This window comes from Belliella marina, assembly GCF_042682445.1.
In the GTDB taxonomy this organism is placed as follows: domain Bacteria; phylum Bacteroidota; class Bacteroidia; order Cytophagales; family Cyclobacteriaceae; genus Belliella; species Belliella marina.
Window position 1 is genome coordinate 434694 of the sequence record NZ_JBHUHR010000015.1, and the last position, 19795, is coordinate 454488.

A 19795-nucleotide genomic window follows, 5' to 3' on the forward strand; every position below is an offset into this window, starting at 1 on the left:
GGAAAAACAAGTCTCAAAAAACAATGAAAAAAGTGTCAATTATTTTCAGGACGTGACCAGAAACGAGAAACGAGAGGGAATCAACCCCGAATGGGCCTGCCTGACGTCAGGCAGGGTTAAACTTTAAATAACCCCGGGTCGCAACCCGGGGAATAATGATGATATAGTAGACAACAACCCCGAAGTGGGTTGAACTTCTCTAATTAAAAGAAAAAAGTGTCAACTAATTTCATGACGTGACAAAACAGCAAATTAACCTCCCAGCTTCTTAGTAACTCAATTAACCAATAACCTAATCAACTTTATTGACCAATTTCCTTCAGGTTTCAACTATTCCATTTTAACAAAACCCTATATATTTGCTTCCAGAAATAAGACAATATTGATTTTGACTTACCCCTCAAACCTAATTTTGAAATGAAAAAAGCAACCTTAATCATTCAGTGTAAAGATCAAAAAGGTATAGTTTCTGCCGTTTCGGCATTTTTGTATGCTTATCAAGGCAATATTTTAGAGATAGACCAGCATGTTGATCAAGAGTTGGGGATGTTTTTTATGCGGGCATCTTGGGAATTGGAAAGTTTCGGATTGGCAAAGGATGAAATCGAAACCGTCTTTCAAGAACAGGTAGGAGATCAATTTGGCATGCAATTCCAGTTGTATTTCAACAACAAAAAGCCCAAGATGGCACTTTTTGTTTCCAAGCAATCACATTGTCTTTTTGATATTCTGAGTAGGTATTATTCAGGCCAGTTTGAAGTTGAGATTCCTTTGGTTATTTCCAACCACAAGGATTTGAAGCGTGTGGTGGAGGCCTTCAGGATACCTTTTCATTATCTACCAATGGACAAGGAAAATAAGGCTGCAATAGAACAGCAGCAGATAGACCTTTTGGAAAGCCATGAAGTGGATTTTGTGGTATTGGCAAGGTACATGCAGATTTTGAGCGGTGATTTTATCAGAAAGTACCCAAACAAAATCATCAACATCCACCACTCCTTTCTCCCGGCATTTGTGGGGGCGAAGCCTTATCACGCAGCGTATGAAAGAGGTGTGAAAATCATCGGAGCTACCGCACATTACGTCACCGAAGAGCTGGATGCAGGGCCAATCATCGAGCAGGATGTAGCGCGTGTCCGTCACCATAATACCGTATCTGATTTGGTCCAAATGGGTCAGGATATAGAGAAAGTAGTCCTATCAAAAGCAATCAAATACCATCTGGAAAACAAAGTTTATCCAGTTGGAAATAAGACTGTTATATTTTATTGATAACCCGGGTTCAATTAACCAATGACCATGTATTTGTCTGTAAAAGATGCAAGTACTAATTATAAGAGTTTAACATGCTTTGTGCTTTTAATCCTTTGCGGGAAAATTACAACATAGGAGACGCTAAGAGCGCAAAGTTTTTTTGATTGAATTAATACAACACTAACAGAATACAACCAAACTCAGTTTGATATGAATATTCGAATTGTGTTAACCAAAATTGTCGATGGAATTATTTAAGCAAATAACATCAAAAAATTTCTGGATCAAGCCAATCAATTAGGGCTACAAATTGAAACTAAATAACCCTTCAATTTTCAAATTTTTCAATCAATTTCCACAATCGCCTTCCCAATTATTTTCCTGTCAAGCATATCCTGCAGTGCCTGCGGTGCTTCCTGAAGGGGATAGATTTTATGAATGTGTTGGGAGATTTTCCCTTGCTGAATCATTTCGACCAGCTCATTGATGTTCTGTTGATTTTGTTGGGGTTCTTCGGTTGAAAACCTCCCCCAAAATACCCCCATGACCGAACAGCCTTTGAGCAGTGCAAGATTGAAGGGGAGTTTTGGGATTTCTCCGGCAGCAAATCCCACTACGAGGTAGCGGCCTTTCCATGCCATTCCCCGCAATGCCGGATCGGCATATTTTCCCCCTACGACATCCAATATGACATCCACTCCTTTTCCATCCGTAAGTGCTTTGATCCGCTCTTTGAGATCTTCTGATTCATAATTGATCAGCTGTTCAGCTCCATGTTTTTGACAGATTTCCAACTTATCAGCTGTAGAAGCTGCTGCGATTACTTTTGCACCAAGGACTTTGCCCAATACCACTGCTGCAAGCCCAACCCCTCCTGATGCCCCAAGGACCAACAATGTTTCTCCGGACTTGATCTGTGCACGGTCTTTCAGCGCATGGTATGCCGTACCAAAAGTATAAAGGGTAGATGCTGCAGTCACATAATCCATCTCATCTGGAATTGGGAATACCCGATCAGCACCCACTTTCACTTTTTCCGCAAAACCACCCCAGCCACAAAGTGCCAAAACCCGCTGTCCTTTTTTTAAGTTTTTAACATCGGAGCCAACTTGCTCGATGATTCCCGAGACTTCTCCGCCGGGGGAAAACGGCAATTCAGGTTTGAATTGATATTTATTTTGGATGATCAGCACATCGGGAAAATTTACTGCACAGGCAAATACACGGATCATCACCTCTTGGTTGCCCAATAGGGGTTCGGGAATTTCTGTATAAATCAGAGAATCAGGTAATCCGAATTGTTGGCAAATTATGGCTTTCATGTGTTTATAATTGTTTTTTTCACGGTCCCGACCATCAGGGAAATCTCCCTGGCAGAATAGCCATCCGGCTGTGTGGGATTTTCTCCATGCCCGTCTGCCTCAGACAGACAAGCCTGCTTGTAGCAGACAAGCTCGATATCATAGATAAAAGTTTTCCCTAAAATAGGCAATTGACGATATAAAACGTAATTTTGCCTGCACAAATGGCTTCCAAGGTTGCCGAGAATCAAAAAAATACTAATTTATAATTTTCCCACAAGTGTATTGGCTTACAGTGTCTTGTGGGACATAATCTAAACCCAAGTATGTCAGTAAAAAAATATATCCAAGACAATCAGGAGAAATTTCTCAATGAACTTTTAGACTTGCTGAGAATCCCATCGGTAAGCGCTGATCCAAAATTTAAAGACGATGTTTTTGCAGCCGCTGAATTTGTAAGGGAAAGTTTGGAAAAAGCAGGTGCTGATCAAGTTGAACTTTGTCAGACGGCAGGTTATCCGATTGTCTATGGAGAAAAAATAATCGATCCATCACTTCCTACTGTTTTGGTCTATGGCCACTATGACGTGCAGCCGGCAGATCCGTATGAGCTTTGGGATTCTCCACCCTTTGAGCCTGTGATCAAAAAAACTCCAAGACACCCGGAAGGTGCGATTTTTGCCCGTGGATCGGCAGACGACAAGGGGCAGTTTTACATGCATGTCAAGGCTTTCGAAGCCATGATGGCCAATAACAACCTCCCTTGCAATATCAAATTTATGATCGAAGGAGAGGAGGAAGTAGGTTCTGAGCATTTGGATATTTTTGTCAAGGAAAACAAAGAAAAGCTCAAAGCTGATGTAGTATTGGTATCTGATACACACATGATTTCTTTGGAAGATCCTTCCGTGACTGTTGGGTTGAGGGGGCTGTCGTATATGCAAGTGGAGGTGACTGGCTCGAATAGAGACCTTCATTCTGGAACATATGGCGGTGCAGTTGCCAATCCCATCAATATTCTTTGTAAGATGATTGCATCCCTCCAGGATGAAAACAACCACATCACTATCCCGGGATTTTATGATAAGGTAGAAGAATATTCAAGCGAATATAGAAAAGCATTGAATGATGCCCCGTTTGATTTGGATGCTTATAAAAAAGAACTGGACATCAATGACGTGCATGGTGAAGCAGGTTACTCGACCATCGAAAGGGTTGGGATCCGACCTACCTTGGATGTCAATGGGATCTGGGGTGGCTATACAGGTGAAGGAGCCAAGACTGTCTTACCTTCCAAAGCCTATGCAAAAATCTCCATGCGACTTGTACCAAACCAAGACCACAGGGAAATTTCAAAATTGTTTGAAGAGCATTTCAAGGCCATTGCCCCAACTTCAGTGAAAGTAAAAGTGACTCCACATCATGGAGGACAGGCAGCAGTTGTGTCTACGGATACACCGGGTTACAGAGCTGCCGATTTGGCAATCCAAGAGGCATTTGGGAAAAAAGCCATCCCAACGAGAGAGGGTGGTTCCATCCCTATTTGTTCTTTGTTCCAAAAAGAGCTTGGCTTGGATCCTATCCTGCTTGGTTTTGGCTTGGATACTGATGCGCTGCATTCTCCAAACGAGCACTATGGTGTAAAAAATTACTACATGGGAATCGAAACCATCGCATTGTTCTTCAAATACTTCAAAGAGCAGGCTGGTAAATAACAGATGACAATGAAACTCCAAACAGTAATTATGATGCTGTTTGGAGTTTTTGTTTTACGAAGTCCTTTTGTAGACCCCTTCACTGAACTTTCTTAGTTCATTTATCCTTTTTACAATCAGTTTAGCATCCATTCATATTATGTCAAGACTTATCAAATCTTCACTGGTTCTATCGCTATTTGTATTTCTAAGCAGCTCAGCGATTGCCCAGATGATTTCACCACCAAACTGGTCGATCCAATTATCCCAAAAAGATATCAAAGTAGGAGATGAAGTAAAGTTGGTTTTCAAAGCACAGATACCAATTGATTGGTATATCTATTCCAATGACTTTGATCCCGATTTGGGACCTATGTTGACTGAGTTGCAGTTGGAAGACAAAAAGTCAACAGGCTTCACCTTGGTCGGAAAGCTCAAAGCCATCAATCCCAAGAAGAAATTCGATGAGACATGGGAAGGTGATGTCACCTATTTCGAAGGTTCTGGAAGCTTCGAACAAACGATTAAAATCACTTCAGAAAACATCAACATAGAAGGCTTTTTGAGTTACCAAATGTGTACAGATGTCACTGGGCAATGCGTGCCATTTGAAGAAGATTTTACCATAAAAGCTACTGCAACTGTTACAAAAAATCCAGCAAGTGTAGTTGACTCGGAAGTGATATCGTCAGCTGATGCGGAAGAAATTGCTAATGAGGACTCAGTTGATCAGGTTGAAGAGACTCCAAATACAGAAGAGGTAGCAACGCATGAGCAAAAAAGAACTTACATTGATTTGGAAGGAGATTCTGACAAGGAAGGTTTGATCGGATTTATGATCTTGGCCTTTTTGGCTGGTTTGGCTGCCTTGTTGACTCCCTGTGTGTTTCCGATGATTCCGATGACGGTTACTTTCTTCACAGGAAGGTCCAAGACCAGAGCTGCCGGAATCAGAAATGCCTTTATTTATGGATTTTCTATCATTGCCATTTACACGATTGCAGGTACGGCAGTTGCTGCTATCCAAGGTCCTGAATTTGCCAATTGGCTGTCCACCCATTGGGTTCCCAATGTGTTTTTCTTCTTGGTATTTATTTTCTTTGCCTTCGCATTTTTGGGAATGTTTGAACTGACTTTGCCGAATAGTTTTGTGAACAAAATGGACGAAAAGGCGGACAAAGGTGGTATGACCGGAATTTTCTTTATGGCTTTCACATTGGTATTGGTGTCATTTTCCTGTACTGGTCCTATAGTGGGATCGATTTTGATCAGCTCTGCAGGTGGAGCTTTGGTCAAGCCAATCCTCGGTATGTTTGCATTTTCCTTGGCTTTTGCCATACCTTTTGCCCTATTTGCTGTTTTTCCACATTGGCTAAATTCCCTGCCAAAATCCGGTGGCTGGTTGAATTCCGTGAAAGTTGTCTTGGGTTTTTTGGAATTGGCTTTGGCTTTCAAATTCCTATCAGTTGCCGACCAGGTGTATCATTGGGGCTTGTTGGATCGGGATATTTACATTGCGATTTGGGTTGTGATTTTCACTTTGTTGGGCTTTTACCTTTTGGGAAAAATCAGGACCAAGCACGATTCCCCAATGGAGACCATTGGGGTACCTAGGTTGATGTTGGCGATTTCCACATTTGTATTTGTGGTCTATTTGATACCTGGACTGTTGGGAGCACCATTGAAAGCTTTGAGCGGTTACCTTCCTCCGATGGCTACGCATGACTTTAACATCATGGTAAACAGAAATCCGGCCATGTCAGAAGCAAACCAATTGGATGAAATCCCAAAATATGCTGACCTTTTGCATTTTCCTCCTGGGTTTCAGGGTTACTTTGACTACGATCAAGCTTTGGCAGCAGCAAAGAAGGCAGGCAAACCATTGTTTATTGATTTCACAGGCCATGGTTGCGTGAACTGTAGAGAAATGGAAGCGAGGGTTTGGACTGATCCTCAGGTAATGCAGCGATTGAATGAAGATTTTGTATTGGTAGCATTGTATATCGATGAGAGGTTTGAGTTGCCAGAATCAGAATGGTTTGTGTCCGAGTATGATGGAAAGGAAAAGAAGACAATTGGCAAGCAAAATGCTGATTTCCAAATCACAAAATTCAACAACAATGCCCAGCCTTATTATGTGATTTTGGACCACAATGAAGAACTGCTGGTAAAGCCAAAAGGGTATGATAGCAATATTGTGGGTTTTGTTAACTTTCTGGACGCTGCAAAAGAAGAGTTTGGCAGGAGATAGGTTTTGATGAACCACAGATAGACACGGATAATACTGATTATCTCATGGTAAAGGGTTGTGTTTTAGTGTTTATCTGTGGTTTTTGATTTTTATCTATATCTCACCAATCCAGGGCAGTCTATATATTTCCCCTGATAGGGCATTGGATGAACCACAAGTGGGCACGGAAGACATGGTGGTGGGGACATAAAAACTGTGTTTATGGTGTTCATAAGTGGTTCTGATTTTTCCTTTGGTTCGATTTTTAATCCTCTGGGATCAACACTTGATCTATCCCGTGAACCACACCATTTTTTCCATGGATATTGAGTAAATCGGAGATCAATCCCGATTCGTTGATCTGCAGCTGTGCCAAATTTACAGTCAATGTTTGGCCACTCACCAAAGTGGGAAGTGTGGCACCTTCACGCAGATCCTGGGAAAACATCCTATTGGGAACCATATGGTATTGTAAGATTCTTCTGAGTGTCTCAGTATCAATGTCACCTGTTCCAGATACACCCAGATCATCAAACAACTCCTCAAAAGCCACATCTGTCGGGGCAAATACTGTAATATTGTCTTCAAAGCCCCTATCCAGGTTTTCCAACAAACCAGTGCTTTCCAAAGCTGCTTTCAGGTGTGTGAACTGAGGGGGGGCTGCGCTGTTCAGTTCAGTGAGTTTTTCGGCCAATGTTTTGTTTGGTGCACTGATGATGTAATCTACCACATGGACCAAACCATTATCAGCCTGTAGATTGGAAGAGGTCAGTCTTGATTTTCCGTTGATCCAGATAGCGCCATTGGGAGCGATGCTGAGGAAAAGAGGCTCTTCAGTCACCGAAGGTACGGAACCCGCTTCTATGGATGATGCGGGCAATACCCCATCGATCAGATGATAGGTGATTAGATCCTCCAACTCAGGTGAATCCAACAATTCATCTTTCGTCATTTCATTGTCGGTCAAATACCTGTTGAAAGCAGCATTGGTAGGGACAAATAGGGTTAGGGGGCCTTCTTCTGACAAGGAAACTTCCATTTCAAGTACTTCGACAGCTTCAAGAAAGATGGTAAACCCGTTGTTTTCAACCACATTCAAAATGGAATTGGCCGGTGGAAACAGTACCTTGTCAATCTCATGGATCATCCCGTTTCGAGCTTCTATATTTCGGGTCAATACTTGCACTGAGTCGTTTAGAATGACATTGCTGCCATTTCTGCTGAAGGAAATATTGATTCCCTCCAAGAATGTTTCCACTTCCTCAGAAGGTATTTGGTTGTAAATAATCCTCCCTGGGATGACGTGATATGCCAAAAGTGCTGACAAATCATCTGGCGAAATGTTCTGTAAAGAAGATATTCCCAGATTTTTCAGAGTTTCCCTAAACGCGTCATCATTAGGCGCAAATACAGTAAAAGGACCTGGACCTGAAAGGGCTTCTTGAAGGCCTGAGTGATTGATTGCTTCATTGAAGAGGGAAAAATTCTCTAAACTTTCTATTGTTTCAATGATAGGTTGCTCATTTTGGGGAGGGAGGTTGTTGGTGTCATTACATGAAAAGTAAAGAAAACATATGATGCAAACCTGCAAAAATCTTTTGAGCAATTCCAATCCTTGTTTTTTCATTCCTATTCTATTAATGAGGTGTTTCCCTCTAGATTCTGTATGCCAAAGTTATCAAGTAAATTGTTTCCATAGCCAATCTCTAGGGGTTTATGTCTTCTTGATTTCATAAAAAATATTCAAAAGTATGAAAATAGCATAGCCAAAGCCAAAAAAAGGAGAAGGCTTTTGCCTCCCCCTTTTTCTATATTCCAATAATTGGATCAAATTAATCCATTGGCGGTAGCAATACCTTATCGATTACATGAATTACACCGTTAGTGGCATGTATATTCAATGATTCGCCTATTAGCCCCGAATCATTGATTTGCAAGTTGTCCAAATCAACCGTCAAAGACTCCCCTACCAATAATGTCTCCAATTGTTCACCGTCCGTCAGATCCTGCGAGAAAGCCCTCGCTTCTACGACATGGTACATTAAAACATTTCTAAGTGTTTGGATATCGATTTCCTCTACATTATTTACAGACAAAGCTTCATATAAATCTTCAAAAGCAGCATCTGTTGGAGCAAATACAGTATAATTATCCTCAAATCCACCCATAAATGCATCAACAAGATCAGCTCTTACCAAGGCAGCTACCAATTGGGTGAATTCAGGGTTGTCACTAGCTGCCATATCGGTAGCAATTTCAGCAATGTTCTGAGTTGGAGCGGTGATAACGTTCTCCAAAACATGAATTACACCATTAGAAGCACTTACATCTGTAGCAATGATTTTGGAATTACCATTAATCCAAAGTTCTCCATCCGGATCTCTACTTACAAAAAATGGAGCTTCAGCAACAGTGTTCACCCTTCCGGTTTCTACATCTCCAGAAGCAATGTTTCCACTCACAACATGATAAGTCAATATATCGGCAAGATCTGGATTAGCCAATAATTCATCGACTGTCATGTCATTATTAGCAGACAAAAATCTCGCAAAAGCTTCATCATTTGGTGCAAAAACAGTAAATGGGCCATCGCCCGATAGTGTACCTACCAATTCAGCCCTTTCTACTGCGGCTACCAAGGTTGAAAATTCAGGATTTGCGGCAGCTACTTCTACGACATTATTAGTTTCTACAATTGGGTTGGTGTCGTCATCATCATTACACGAGACAAGACCAAATCCCAAGGTCAAAGCAATAACTGGGTATTTTAGACCCCAATTTGATAGACTATTCTTTTTCATAATATTTATTGGTTTAGTTAAATTAAAAATACAACTCATTAACCCTTCCCGTGATACAATTGTTATGATCTTCCCCACATTGGATTGAAATTGTGTTTCAAGCAGCTTAAATTGTAGACATATTTCGGCGGTATGTCAATATTTGTTTTTCTGTATATTCAAATAGGCCATAAAATTTGTATTTGTTTTGTACAATTCATATCGGAAATTTTATATATTGAAGATGTGCATTTATCATACCAAAATTTTTTAATGGATCTGAACCGTTATGAAACCATTATCTATTAGATTTGGAATTCAAAGTATTTGATAATGAATTATAACCCCAAGTATTTCTTCCTAAGTTTCTTACCACTGTTGCTTTTTTTCTCGTGTAACAAGGACAAAGAAGAATGTAATCTAAACCCCATGATTTTGGATGCTTTGGATGACTTGTCCATTACCAGGTTGGAGGACAGCTTTTATACAGTGGAATCCATGGAAGAAATGAGGTATCTGTTGGAGGACTTTCCGGACTTTACCAAAAATTACCTCCAAGTAGAACAATATGAATCCAAGGAGGAACTGGCAGAAGAGCTATTGGAAATCAACCAAGACTCGTTGATGCAAGAGCTGTATGGAGAAGTGAAAAGCAATTTTCCTGAGTTGGATCAGTTGGAGAAAGACTTGAACCATGCTTTTGCATACATCAAATATTACTTTCCGGACTTTAAGGTTCCCAAAGTTTATACCTTCCTCTCAGGATTTAGCAATGACCTTTACATTTCGGATGATATAATAGTCATCGGTTTGGATTATTTTCTCCCAAAAGAACATAGATTCCAGCCTTCCGACCTTCCCAGATACATAGCCGATCGCTATGAAAGCGATTATATTGTACCGATGATAGTCACGGCGATTTCTTCTAAATACAACAAAGTAGACCCAAACCAAAATTCATTATTGGCAGAAATGATTTTTTATGGTAAAGCATACCATTTTACCAAGGCAATATTGCCCTGTATGCCTGATGATTTTATTATTGGTTACACAGCCGAAGAGGTTGCTTCTTGTTTTGCCAATGAGAAATTTATTTGGTCACATTTTATCGAAAATGACTTGCTGTTTGAAACCAATCCATTTGAAATCAGGAAGTATACAGGGGAAGCTCCGGCCACTGATGTCATCAGCCCTGATGCGCCGGGAAGAATCGGAAGGTGGCTTGGATGGAACATTGTGGATGATTACCGTATGAACCATGATATCCCTCTTGATGAACTGATGGAAAATCAAGATGCGGAATCAATTTTTAGGCTGTCAGGATATAAACCTCGTCAGTAATTTCCCCACCAAATTTCTTGGCATCGATAATAGTCAACACACGCTTGATCGCAATTTCTTTGGAGAAATGCTGCTCCGCCATTTTTCGGGCATTTTGTTGGTATCTATTGAGTATTTGGCTTTTTCCGGTCAATAAATCAAAATTCCGAATAGTTTGTCCAGGGTCATTGGGGTCATGATAGATTCCCAGTTCGTACTTTTTGGTCAAGGTATGCACCCAGCCCTTGTGGTTGACAAGAATGGCCTTCCCTGCCGCCAAGGCATCAAAAAACTTGTTTGGACTGTTGGTTTTCAATACAGGGAGATGGTCAAATGAAATAAAAGCCATATCTGAGATTGACAATAAATCAGCGACTCTTTCCTTATTTCCAAACGCTACAAATCTGACATTTTCCAATTGCAGTTTTTCACTGGTATCCAATAGCTTTGCCAACTGGCTACCTTTGCCCAAAATGACAAATTGGTAATCTTTTCTATTCTCTTGGGAGCATTTCGCAATTTCAAGCAGTTCCCCAACGGCATTTACCTGCCCCAATGCGCCTGTGTAAATTACCGTAAACCGATCTTCCAAACCATATTTTTGCAAAATTCTAGGACTTTTGTCTTGGGGATAGAAAAATCCAGTGTCAGAAAAATTCGGCACAATATATACAGGAGTCTCTGTCCTGGATCTTACCGTATTGGCTATGCCGGGAGACAGGGCAATACACTTGATGGCATGTTTATAAATCCTTTTTTCCAGATTATAAAGAAGTTGTTTTACAAGGGGATTGCCAATCACCCCAACCTGGATCGGCGCATCAGGCCAAAGATCCCTGATTTCAAAGATGTAGGGAATCGCAAATTTTCTCTTTGTCCAAAGTCCAATAAGGCCAGTGGTCAATGGAGTGGATGTGATGTACAAATAATCGGGTCTTGGGAGCTTGGCAACCCAGCTCTTGGCTAGCATGACAAATCGGAGGAAGGATTTGACTCTTTTGAAAAAGCCCCATTCTTGATGGTATGTCACCGGTAAATAATGCACATGGATACCATCTATGATTTTCAAATCATAATATCCCTTGTTGTGGCTTGTAATTATATCCACGGCAATACCTGCATCTACCATGCCTTTAGCCAAATGGTAAGAGCGGATAGCGCCTCCTTCTTCTGGTGTGAGGAAATATTGATGGATATAGATTATTCTCATTGCTGGTATTTGAGCCAAGTTGCTAAGATAAACAGATTCCATACCAATAGAAATCCATCCTTGGGGACTTTTTCGGGAGCCTTGGTGAATGCCTGCATTTCTTCAGGGAATTGGGGATGCCATTCAGAATGCATTTCCCTAATGCCGTCAAACACCCAGTATCTAAAGTCTTCATTATCTTCTAGCCACTCCTTGATAGGCATGCCAAAGCCTAGTTTCTTTCGGGAAGCTATTTTGCCTAAACCTCTGCTTGTCAAGGCTTCTTTGATCATTTTTTTTCCCAAATGCATCAGTGATTGCTCTTCCGAAAAGCTTGTTGCCCACTCGATCAAATCATAATCCAGGTAAGGAGATCTGCCTTCTATCCCATGTGCCATGCAAGCATTGTCATGGATTTTGAGGACATCATTGACCAAATAATAACTTCTGTCAAAATTGAGGGCATTCTGAAATGTGGATGGGCTATTGGGATACCAAGCCAGAAACTTTGGGAAATCTTCCTCAGGGATATTTTGGAGGGAAGCAAAGTTGATAAATGTCCTTCTGGGATCCGATTCAATGCTTTTGAGGAATTTTTTATATGGACTGGGAAGCGGAAGGTTTGCAGTCCATTGCTTCAGCTTGAGATAGAAATTTAGCTTTTTGAGGAATTCCCCGAAAGCCAGATGTCTCGTGTAGCCAGCAAACAATTCATCTGCCCCAGCTCCAGAGATGAGGACTTTTACGCTTTTTTTTGCCTCCTTGGCTATCAGCCAAGTTAAGATACCAGCACTGTCTCCAATAGGCTGATCCATCCCTAGGATATATTCATCCCAATGATTTCTGATTTTCTCGGGCGTTATGAGCACTTCATTGTGGAAATCCCCATACTTGCTTGTCAACTCTCTCGCAAAAGCCGGATCATTGTACTTTTGCTGAAGTTTTGGTTCAAATGCGGCTGTGAAAGTTGGGGTAGGTGTACCAGTCTCCTCAATCCATAACCTGTATAGCAAACTGCTATCTGCGCCGCCACTAAGGATCAATCCCACAGGTCTTTCTGCATGAAAAGTCTTCAATACGGCATCCTTCAGTTTGTCCTCAAACACTTTTTGTTCGGGGGCAATCTTTTCCGTTTTTGCATGCGTCCAGTGAAAACCATCTATTTCTTCCCCTTCAAAGTTCAAAATGATGCCATTTCCTGGAAGTAACTGTTGTACTTCTTTATAGAAACTTTTGTCCGGAAAAGAGTGTCTGGAGTAAAAATAGGGCAGAAATTGATGCTTGTCTATTTCGGGAATTTTAGACAATCCCGCCAAGACGCCTTTTGCTTCGGAAGAAATGTGCCATAGGATTCCATTTTTACGAAAATAAAGAGGTTTTTCTCCAGAAGGGTCTCTGGCGATGATGATCTTCCGGGTTTCCAAATTGATAAAAACAAAGGCAAACATACCTTTGAGTGAGGCTATCTTATCGGCACCATAATGCCCAAGCCATTGTAGAAGAACTTCGGAATCCGAATTGGAATGAAAGGTATGCCCCAAATCAATAAGCTTATTTCTCAAATCCTGATAATTGTAGAGTGCGCCATTCCATACCAAGACCGAACGATTGTCCTCAGACCACATTGGTTGGTTGGAAGTATCACCAAGATCTAGGATTTTTAACCTGTTGCCAGCTATCCAGATATTGTCTGTTATTTTGGAGTAATTTGAGTGGTCAGGTCCCCGATGTTGAGTTGCCAGCATCATTTTTCGGATGGCAACTTCTCCATTGGTTTCCGGATTGATGAGCAGGTTGATGCCACACATGTAAGCTTTCTCTAGGGGGTTTGTACGCTTGATTTGATATTGTTGCTTTTTTCAAAATACCTACAAAAATGTGTGATGGTACATTCCTCACATTTGGGCTTACGGGCCAGACAGACATATCGTCCATGCAAGATTAGCCAGTGATGTGCTTTGTGTACATACTTCGATGGGATGTTTTTGATCAGTTGCTTTTCGACTTCCAAAGGTGTTTTGGCATTTTGAGGTACCAAACCCAATCTTTTTGAAACCCTAAAGACATGGGTATCAACAGCCATATTCGGTTGGTTCCATACAACTGAAGTGATCACATTCGCAGTTTTGCGCCCTACTCCCGGAAGTTTGACAAGCTCTTCTACCGTAGATGGCACTTCACTCCCAAAGTCATTTACAAGCATTTTTCCCAATCCGATCAAATGCTTCGTCTTGTTGTTTGGATAGGAGATGCTTCTGATATAAGGAAATAGTTCATCAAAATGTGTATTTGCAAGATGTTCTGGAGTTGGGAAGTGCTGAAATAAGGTCTTGGTAACGATATTCACTCTTTTGTCTGTGCATTGGGCACTTAGGACTACTGCCACAAGCAACTGAAATGGATTTTCGTAGCTCAATTCAGTCTCAGCAACAGGCATATTTTCCTCAAAATGATCTATGAAATTCTGATATCTTTCTTTTTTTAACATTCCTTTTTCTTTTGGTTTTTAAAAATAGCAAGCTTCTAGTTGATTTACGAGTCAGAATTTATTTATTTACAACAAGATAGTTAAAGAACCGGCTAAAAGTTATTCTAAATTATGGATAGGGCAAACATAAGTAGGATCATATTCAAATTGATATTCGTTTCAATTTTGCTCGTAAATGCTTGCGCCGATCCCGGAGAGCCACCTTTGAACTTGGATCCCAGTGTGGCTGTAGAAATCAAAGATGATCCATATGGAAACCACCCTAGGCAAGTTGTGGATGTCTACCTTCCGGCAAATAGGTCATCGGACAAGACCAAATTATTTATTTGGGTACATGGAGGTGGCTGGACAGATGGTGATAAATCCGAATTTGCGCAGATCAAGCCGTTGATGGAGGCAGTGTTTGAGGATTATGCTTTCGTCGCTGTCAATTATAGGCTATACAATATCACCACGAGGAGCAATCAGTTTCCCAACCAGGAGGAAGATATCCAAAGTATGATGGACTATGTGAAGTCACGCTTAGGTGATTGGGATGTGGGGGAAGATGTAGTTTTGGCAGGAGGAAGTGCCGGAGGGCATTTGGCACTTTTGCATAGTTACAAACACAACGGGAATGGATTGGTAAAAGCTGCTGTTGCATTTTTTCCACCGACGGATTTCAAAACTTTTCATGGTTTCAATTTTCTGACTACTGCATTGCTTGAGGCGCTTATTGGGGGCTCTCCCAGCAGCAATCCAAGTGGCTATGCCAATTCCAGTCCAACGAATTTTGTCAAATCGTCTTCCGTACCCACTGTGTTTTTTCATGGAACAGCCGACAATGTGGTGCCTGTATCCCAGAGTTATCGATTGGAGGAAAAGTTAGTTGGGAGTAAAGTGCCACATTATCGGGAATATATCGATGGAGCAGGCCATAGTTTCCCACAGCCTGTCATTATAGATTTGATTGGTAAGACTGCAGCATTTCTACAGGTCCATGTTCCTTGATTTTTTTGGGATAAAAAAAGCCTGAAGAATATATCATCAGGCTTACCGGTTTATTTAAAAGGATCAAACTCTTTCGAGTCCCGTAGATTTGGCCTTCTTAAGAATGGCTTTTACTACTTTTTCGGAAGGGTGAAGAATGATTAGGTCTAACTTCTCGATCGCGCTCAGCATTTCCAAGTATTCTTCCATCATAGACTCATCCTGATGTAAGGCCTGCACTAGAAGTTCATTCTCTCCCTCACTCATTTCTTGGTAGATATATCTTACCAAGTCATTTGGGGTAAATTGTTTTGTCATAGGCTATGTTCAATTGTTTCATTTTTTTTCGCATGTTGATCAGCGCATAGCGCATCCTGCCCAGGGCAGTATTGATACTGACTCCTGTCTGTTCGGCAATTTCCTGAAAACTCAAATCCATGTAATGTCTCATGATCAACACCTGTTTTTGGGTATCAGGCAGTTCATCAATCAATTTGCGGACTAACTCCAAGGTGTCTTCTTTGATTCTGAGATCCTCGACTGTTTCCTCTGCAAATTTTAAGGTATTGAATAGATTTCCGCCATCCTCCATGATGATGGTTGGATAGCGTTTGCTCTTTCTAAAGTAATCAATAGCCAAATTGTGCGCAATCCGCATTAGCCATGGCTGAAATTTTCCCTCTTCATTGTACTTGTCTGAATTGAGTGTCTGAACTACTTTGACAAATACATCCTGCAATAGATCCTCTGCAACTCCTTGATCCTTTACGATCAAATAGATGGTCGTATATACCCTGGATTGATATTTTTCCACCAACACTTCAAATGCAGCCTCACTACCACCTCTGTATTGTGTTATTAGTTCGCTGTCTTTAGGACTGATCCTTTTACTCATGTTTATCGACTTTTAAATAACGTAGAGGTTTATGCCATATTATATATTTATGAATGAAACAATATTTACGAATGTAATCAAATGTATAGATTCATAAACACACTTGCAATAGATGAATCGATTTTTTTGGACAAACCACCTAGCAAACGCGTAGCAAATACCTTTAAATGGTTGTTCAGGCTTGGTTTTATGAAATAATATTTGGCTGGAGACATTGTTTTCCCCGATTGAATCCAAATCAGTCCACGTGCATTTTTACTCAAAAATTGTGCAGGGAATTTTTTACGGGGATGTATTTTTTGATTTTCTATTTTTGTGGTCGGGAAGTTGCTCGTTGTCAGTGACCAGATGAATTGTCCGGTGTACACAGACTCGGAAAATTTCGACTTTTTTAACAGGATACACATTATCTAAAATGGTGTTTCTTGACTGATTTTAGTACCTTCGTTTTTCAGAGAAAAACAATAAAACATATATATATGGAAATCAACGGGAAAATTGTTCAGGTAATGGCTGAGCAAAGTGGAAATGGTAGAAATGGTGTCTGGAAAAAGAAGGATTACATTTTGGAGACAGATGGTAATTATCCAAAAAAAGTTGCTTTGACTGTTTGGGGTGATAAAATCGACCAATTCAATTTGCAAGAAGGTGATCAGGTTACCGCAGGTATTGAGATAGAAAGCCGGGAGTACAACGGCAGATGGTACACGGATGTGAAAGCTTGGAAAGTAGACAAACAAGGTGGAGCAGCTGCCCCGAACACCCAGGCACAAAGCCCTGCGGCAATGCCAGATGTGACTTCGTTTTCCAGCGACGAAGGAGATGTGTTGCCATTTTAATGGAAAACAATGGGTTGATAAGCTTTCAACAAAAGTTTATCAACCCTTCTTTTTTAGATTTTTTTAGACAAAGTTTTCTATCTTGTTTTAGTGTTACAATCTTAATATTTAGTAAAACTAAATTCTTTGACCATGTGGGACAATTTTGACGATGATGATTATGATGAAGACGATGAAGCTGAATTTCAAAGAGAAAGGGATGAAAAGAAAAAACATCCACTTTGGATAAAAAGTAGGGATATTTTTGAATTGACTTTGGCACTGGTGGGATCGCTCGATGAAGCAAGGAGCGAGCTGTATGGTTCCTTGATGATGGAAAGTGCTGCCGTTTTGGGAGCTAAATTTTCCGGTGCGCATGCTGTGGACAGCTATGTGATAAAAATGGAAAATGCTGTCATCATGAAAGTCCACGCAAGGTCATTGGGAAGTTTGATTTTTCAATTGTCTTTGGAAGAAACCCATGCTGAAGAGCATTTGCAATTGCTTCGGGATGCCTTGGATGAATTCAAGATCCTATTTAGGGAATGGGTCAAAGGGTTTGATAGTGCAGATCGCTATGACGATGGCTGGGGCTTATTTGTGTAAGCTGCTATTGCATATTTTCACCAAACTTGAACCCCATATAAAGTCCTCCGACTATCAGCAATAAAGAAATCCCACCGAGCAACAACAGCACTCCCAGTGGCATTTCCCAATCTTCTTTGCCGATTTTAAACTTTACAATTCTATTGAGATCCATGACTTAATGTTGGTTTCTTTTGTGATTTTTTTTTGAAAATACGCTAATACTTTATTTAGTTGATTGGAGATTAGTTATTTGTGTATTAAAAACCATAAATTGTCCAATCAACCAATCCCTATTTTCCCAATAACTTATTAACCAACTTTCGATTAGAGTTTAGAGGTTTTGAACTTAATCCAACTGACAACTTAATTAACCAATCACTAATCCCCCAGTAACTAACCCCTAATCCCCCAGACTGTCTTTCCAGCCTTTCAATTCAATTTCCCTTGCCGAATCTTCCACTTTTTGTTTGAGGTCTTTTTTGAAGTTATCCATATTTTCGGCGATTTTTGGATCAAAAGCTGCAATGATCGAAGCAGCAAGAATACCGGCGTTTTTTGCGCCATTGAGGGCTACTGTAGCTACAGGAATTCCACCGGGCATTTGCAGGATCGAAAGGATACTGTCCCAGCCATCTATGGAATTGGAAGAAAGGATAGGAACCCCAATCACCGGAAGCGAAGTCAAAGAAGCGACCATTCCAGGCAAATGGGCAGCACCTCCAGCTCCTGCAATGATAACTTTCAGACCTCTTTTTCTTGCAGACTCTGCATAATCTAGCATTCTATGTGGTGTACGGTGCGCGGAAACTACCGTAAGTTCATAAGACACTCCCAATTCCTCAAGTGCTTTGGCAGCTTCTGACATAATTGGCAGATCAGACTTGCTTCCCATGATGATTCCTACTTGCTTACTCATAATTTATGCTTTTATTTTTATCAAATCTTTGATTTTCAAGGCTCTTGATTTGAGCTTCTCTATATTCTCATCCAAAATGGTTACATGCCCCATTTTTCTGAATGGCTTTGTTGTTTTTTTGCCGTACAGATGCACGTACACCCCTTTTTCTGCCATGGCCTCATCCATGCCCTCCACGACTGCATTTCCTGTATATCCCTCTTCACCCAGTAAGTTCACCATAGCTGCGGGCATCCTCAATTCAGGATTGCCAAGTGGCATGTTCATCACTGTACGAAGGTGCTGCTCAAATTGGGAAGTGAAATTCGCTTCAATGGTATGGTGGCCACTATTATGTGGTCTCGGGGCAATTTCGTTGACAAGGATCTCTCCGTTTTTGGTCACAAAAAGCTCTACTGCCAAAATCCCCACCAAACCCAATGATTCAATGACTTCTACTGCTACTTTTTTTGCTTTTTCTTCTATTTCCGCACTTACGGAAGCAGGGGCAAACAGGAACTCAACCAAATTGGCAGTTGGATGAAAAGCACATTCTACCGAAGGGTAAGCAACCAAATCACCTCTTTTGTTTCTGGCCACAATCACCGCAAGTTCCTTTTCAAAATCTATGAGTTTCTCAAGCAAACTTGGAGCTTCAAAAGCTTTGTCCAAGTCTGAAGCTGTTCTTAAAATTTGAACACCCCTACCATCATAACCATCCTTTCCAAGCTTGTTGACAGCAGGAAGAAAATCTGCATTTTTCAAGACCTCTTCTTTGTTCGCAGTCAGTATAAAATCTGCTGTTGGGATTTGGTGCTCTTTGTAAAACTGCTTTTGTGCCCTTTTATCTTGTATAAGTTTGATCAAATGTGGTTGTGGATAAACCTCCTTTCCCTCATCGACCAGTTTTTGCAAAGCATCCGTATTTACACTTTCGATTTCTATTGTAATCACGTCGCAGTTTTTACCAAAAGCATAAACTGTCTCATAATCCGTCAATGAACCTTGGGTAAATCGATGTGCGATTGCCTTGCAGGGAGCGTTTGGATCAGGATCCAAAATATGGATATCTATATTGTAATTGATGGCCGATTGGATCACCATGCGTCCCAATTGTCCGCCACCAAGTATACCCAATACCTTCTGTTGATAATTCTGTTGCACTGAAAAGCTTTTGTTTGTTTGCCCAAAAATAAGGAAAAAAGAATTGTTAAATCATTTTTCCTGCGATTGTTGTCCCGAAATCAGAATTGGAAGAAGTGTCCACTGAAATTAACCCAGACCTATGATAAAATCCGGAAATCGAAGCCTTCTACTTCAAAAGTATCCAAACACCGATTATCAATTCGATGGAGTTGTGTAATGCTGATCTCT

Annotated in this window: 18 protein-coding genes; 7 read left to right on the plus strand and 11 right to left on the minus strand. The window is 40.8% G+C overall.

Features of this window, described 5'->3' with window-relative positions:
• Positions 1–417: 417 nt before the first annotated feature.
• Positions 418–1272, plus strand: a complete 855-nt coding sequence (gene purU / locus ACFSKL_RS06145) for a formyltetrahydrofolate deformylase (RefSeq protein ID WP_376884425.1) — start codon at positions 418–420, stop codon at positions 1270–1272.
• A gap of 326 nt (positions 1273–1598) precedes the next feature.
• Here the strand turns inward: purU and ACFSKL_RS06150 are convergent, their stop codons facing one another.
• Entirely contained in the window at positions 1599–2576 is a 978-nt protein-coding gene (locus ACFSKL_RS06150; RefSeq protein WP_376884427.1) for an NADPH:quinone oxidoreductase family protein, read from the minus strand.
• Positions 2577–2881: 305 nt separating this feature from the next.
• Here ACFSKL_RS06150 and ACFSKL_RS06155 point away from each other — a divergent pair, with 305 nt between their 5' ends.
• Positions 2882–4270, plus strand: coding sequence for a dipeptidase (locus ACFSKL_RS06155; protein WP_376884429.1), 1389 nt, complete (start codon positions 2882–2884; stop codon positions 4268–4270).
• 139 nt (positions 4271–4409) lie between these two features.
• Complete coding sequence (locus tag ACFSKL_RS06160) at positions 4410–6500, plus strand: protein-disulfide reductase DsbD family protein (RefSeq protein ID WP_376884431.1); 2091 nt, start codon at positions 4410–4412, stop codon at positions 6498–6500.
• 244 nt (positions 6501–6744) lie between these two features.
• Here the strand turns inward: ACFSKL_RS06160 and ACFSKL_RS06165 are convergent, their stop codons facing one another.
• Both ACFSKL_RS06165 and ACFSKL_RS06170 read right to left on the minus strand, forming a co-directional pair.
• Entirely contained in the window at positions 6745–8106 is a 1362-nt protein-coding gene (locus tag ACFSKL_RS06165; protein WP_376884433.1) for a fasciclin domain-containing protein, read from the minus strand.
• A 205-nt stretch (positions 8107–8311) separates the two neighbouring features.
• Positions 8312–9280, minus strand: coding sequence for a fasciclin domain-containing protein (locus ACFSKL_RS06170; RefSeq protein WP_376884435.1), 969 nt, complete (start codon positions 9278–9280; stop codon positions 8312–8314).
• Between the two features lie 312 nt (positions 9281–9592).
• Here ACFSKL_RS06170 and gldB point away from each other — a divergent pair, with 312 nt between their 5' ends.
• Positions 9593–10600 (plus strand): gliding motility lipoprotein GldB, encoded by a 1008-nt coding sequence (gene gldB, locus ACFSKL_RS06175; protein WP_376884437.1) that lies wholly within the window; start codon positions 9593–9595, stop codon positions 10598–10600.
• Here gldB and ACFSKL_RS06180 read toward each other — a convergent pair.
• Genes ACFSKL_RS06180 through nth form a run of 3 tightly spaced genes read right to left on the minus strand, consistent with a single transcriptional unit; the run spans position 10569 to position 14256 of the window.
• Positions 10569–11789: a glycosyltransferase family 4 protein gene (locus ACFSKL_RS06180; RefSeq protein ID WP_376884438.1), complete on the minus strand. Its 1221-nt coding sequence runs from the start codon at positions 11787–11789 to the stop codon at positions 10569–10571. The two genes, gldB and ACFSKL_RS06180, sit on opposite strands and share 32 nt — an antisense overlap.
• Positions 11786–13576: an asparagine synthase (glutamine-hydrolyzing) gene (asnB, locus tag ACFSKL_RS06185; protein WP_376884440.1), complete on the minus strand. Its 1791-nt coding sequence runs from the start codon at positions 13574–13576 to the stop codon at positions 11786–11788. The genes ACFSKL_RS06180 and asnB overlap by 4 nt, the downstream gene beginning before the upstream one ends.
• Positions 13577–13587: 11 nt before the next feature.
• Positions 13588–14256 (minus strand): endonuclease III, encoded by a 669-nt coding sequence (gene nth / locus ACFSKL_RS06190; protein ID WP_376884442.1) that lies wholly within the window; start codon positions 14254–14256, stop codon positions 13588–13590.
• Between the two features lie 111 nt (positions 14257–14367).
• Between nth and ACFSKL_RS06195 the strand changes: the two genes are divergently transcribed.
• Complete coding sequence (locus tag ACFSKL_RS06195; RefSeq protein ID WP_376884443.1) at positions 14368–15246, plus strand: prolyl oligopeptidase family serine peptidase; 879 nt, start codon at positions 14368–14370, stop codon at positions 15244–15246.
• A gap of 63 nt (positions 15247–15309) precedes the next feature.
• Here ACFSKL_RS06195 and ACFSKL_RS06200 read toward each other — a convergent pair whose 3' ends face one another.
• Both ACFSKL_RS06200 and ACFSKL_RS06205 read right to left on the minus strand, forming a co-directional pair.
• A complete protein-coding gene (locus tag ACFSKL_RS06200; protein ID WP_376884445.1) occupies positions 15310–15543 on the minus strand; it encodes a hypothetical protein in 234 nt (77 codons plus the stop codon).
• Entirely contained in the window at positions 15518–16120 is a 603-nt protein-coding gene (locus ACFSKL_RS06205; protein ID WP_376884447.1) for an RNA polymerase sigma factor, read from the minus strand. Before ACFSKL_RS06205 ends, ACFSKL_RS06200 begins: the two co-directional genes overlap by 26 nt.
• Before the next feature lie 479 nt (positions 16121–16599).
• Here ACFSKL_RS06205 and ACFSKL_RS06210 point away from each other — a divergent pair, with 479 nt between their 5' ends.
• Both ACFSKL_RS06210 and ACFSKL_RS06215 read left to right on the plus strand, forming a co-directional pair.
• Positions 16600–16959 (plus strand): DUF3127 domain-containing protein, encoded by a 360-nt coding sequence (locus tag ACFSKL_RS06210; protein ID WP_376884448.1) that lies wholly within the window; start codon positions 16600–16602, stop codon positions 16957–16959.
• 132 nt (positions 16960–17091) lie between these two features.
• Complete coding sequence (locus ACFSKL_RS06215; protein WP_376884450.1) at positions 17092–17544, plus strand: hypothetical protein; 453 nt, start codon at positions 17092–17094, stop codon at positions 17542–17544.
• 4 nt (positions 17545–17548) lie between these two features.
• On the opposite strand, the gene ACFSKL_RS06220 is transcribed toward ACFSKL_RS06215, so the two are convergent.
• The 3 genes from ACFSKL_RS06220 to ACFSKL_RS06230 all read right to left on the minus strand — a co-directional run bounded on the left by ACFSKL_RS06220 (position 17549) and on the right by ACFSKL_RS06230 (position 19585).
• The gene (locus tag ACFSKL_RS06220; RefSeq protein ID WP_376884452.1) at positions 17549–17698 is read right to left on the minus strand and encodes a hypothetical protein; all 150 of its coding nucleotides are present in this window, start codon (positions 17696–17698) and stop codon (positions 17549–17551) included.
• Between the two features lie 228 nt (positions 17699–17926).
• Positions 17927–18442, minus strand: a complete 516-nt coding sequence (gene purE / locus ACFSKL_RS06225) for a 5-(carboxyamino)imidazole ribonucleotide mutase (protein ID WP_376884453.1) — start codon at positions 18440–18442, stop codon at positions 17927–17929.
• A 3-nt stretch (positions 18443–18445) separates the two neighbouring features.
• Positions 18446–19585 (minus strand): 5-(carboxyamino)imidazole ribonucleotide synthase, encoded by a 1140-nt coding sequence (locus tag ACFSKL_RS06230; RefSeq protein ID WP_376884455.1) that lies wholly within the window; start codon positions 19583–19585, stop codon positions 18446–18448.
• Positions 19586–19795 lie beyond the last annotated feature (210 nt).

Bases quoted from the DNA above. Each gene is read 5' to 3' on its own strand.
- purU (WP_376884425.1), top strand. From the start codon at position 418: ATGAAAAAAGCAACCTTAATCATTCAGTGTAAAGATCAAAAAGGTATA.
- ACFSKL_RS06150 (WP_376884427.1), bottom strand. From the start codon at position 2,576: ATGAAAGCCATAATTTGCCAACAATTCGGATTACCTGATTCTCTGATT.
- ACFSKL_RS06155 (WP_376884429.1), top strand. From the start codon at position 2,882: ATGTCAGTAAAAAAATATATCCAAGACAATCAGGAGAAATTTCTCAAT.
- ACFSKL_RS06160 (WP_376884431.1), top strand. From the start codon at position 4,410: ATGTCAAGACTTATCAAATCTTCACTGGTTCTATCGCTATTTGTATTT.
- ACFSKL_RS06165 (WP_376884433.1), bottom strand. From the start codon at position 8,106: ATGAAAAAACAAGGATTGGAATTGCTCAAAAGATTTTTGCAGGTTTGC.
- ACFSKL_RS06170 (WP_376884435.1), bottom strand. From the start codon at position 9,280: ATGAAAAAGAATAGTCTATCAAATTGGGGTCTAAAATACCCAGTTATT.
- gldB (WP_376884437.1), top strand. From the start codon at position 9,593: ATGAATTATAACCCCAAGTATTTCTTCCTAAGTTTCTTACCACTGTTG.
- ACFSKL_RS06180 (WP_376884438.1), bottom strand. From the start codon at position 11,789: ATGAGAATAATCTATATCCATCAATATTTCCTCACACCAGAAGAAGGA.
- asnB (WP_376884440.1), bottom strand. From the start codon at position 13,576: ATGTGTGGCATCAACCTGCTCATCAATCCGGAAACCAATGGAGAAGTT.
- nth (WP_376884442.1), bottom strand. From the start codon at position 14,256: ATGTTAAAAAAAGAAAGATATCAGAATTTCATAGATCATTTTGAGGAA.
- ACFSKL_RS06195 (WP_376884443.1), top strand. From the start codon at position 14,368: ATGGATAGGGCAAACATAAGTAGGATCATATTCAAATTGATATTCGTT.
- ACFSKL_RS06200 (WP_376884445.1), bottom strand. From the start codon at position 15,543: ATGACAAAACAATTTACCCCAAATGACTTGGTAAGATATATCTACCAA.
- ACFSKL_RS06205 (WP_376884447.1), bottom strand. From the start codon at position 16,120: ATGAGTAAAAGGATCAGTCCTAAAGACAGCGAACTAATAACACAATAC.
- ACFSKL_RS06210 (WP_376884448.1), top strand. From the start codon at position 16,600: ATGGAAATCAACGGGAAAATTGTTCAGGTAATGGCTGAGCAAAGTGGA.
- ACFSKL_RS06215 (WP_376884450.1), top strand. From the start codon at position 17,092: ATGTGGGACAATTTTGACGATGATGATTATGATGAAGACGATGAAGCT.
- ACFSKL_RS06220 (WP_376884452.1), bottom strand. From the start codon at position 17,698: ATGGATCTCAATAGAATTGTAAAGTTTAAAATCGGCAAAGAAGATTGG.
- purE (WP_376884453.1), bottom strand. From the start codon at position 18,442: ATGAGTAAGCAAGTAGGAATCATCATGGGAAGCAAGTCTGATCTGCCA.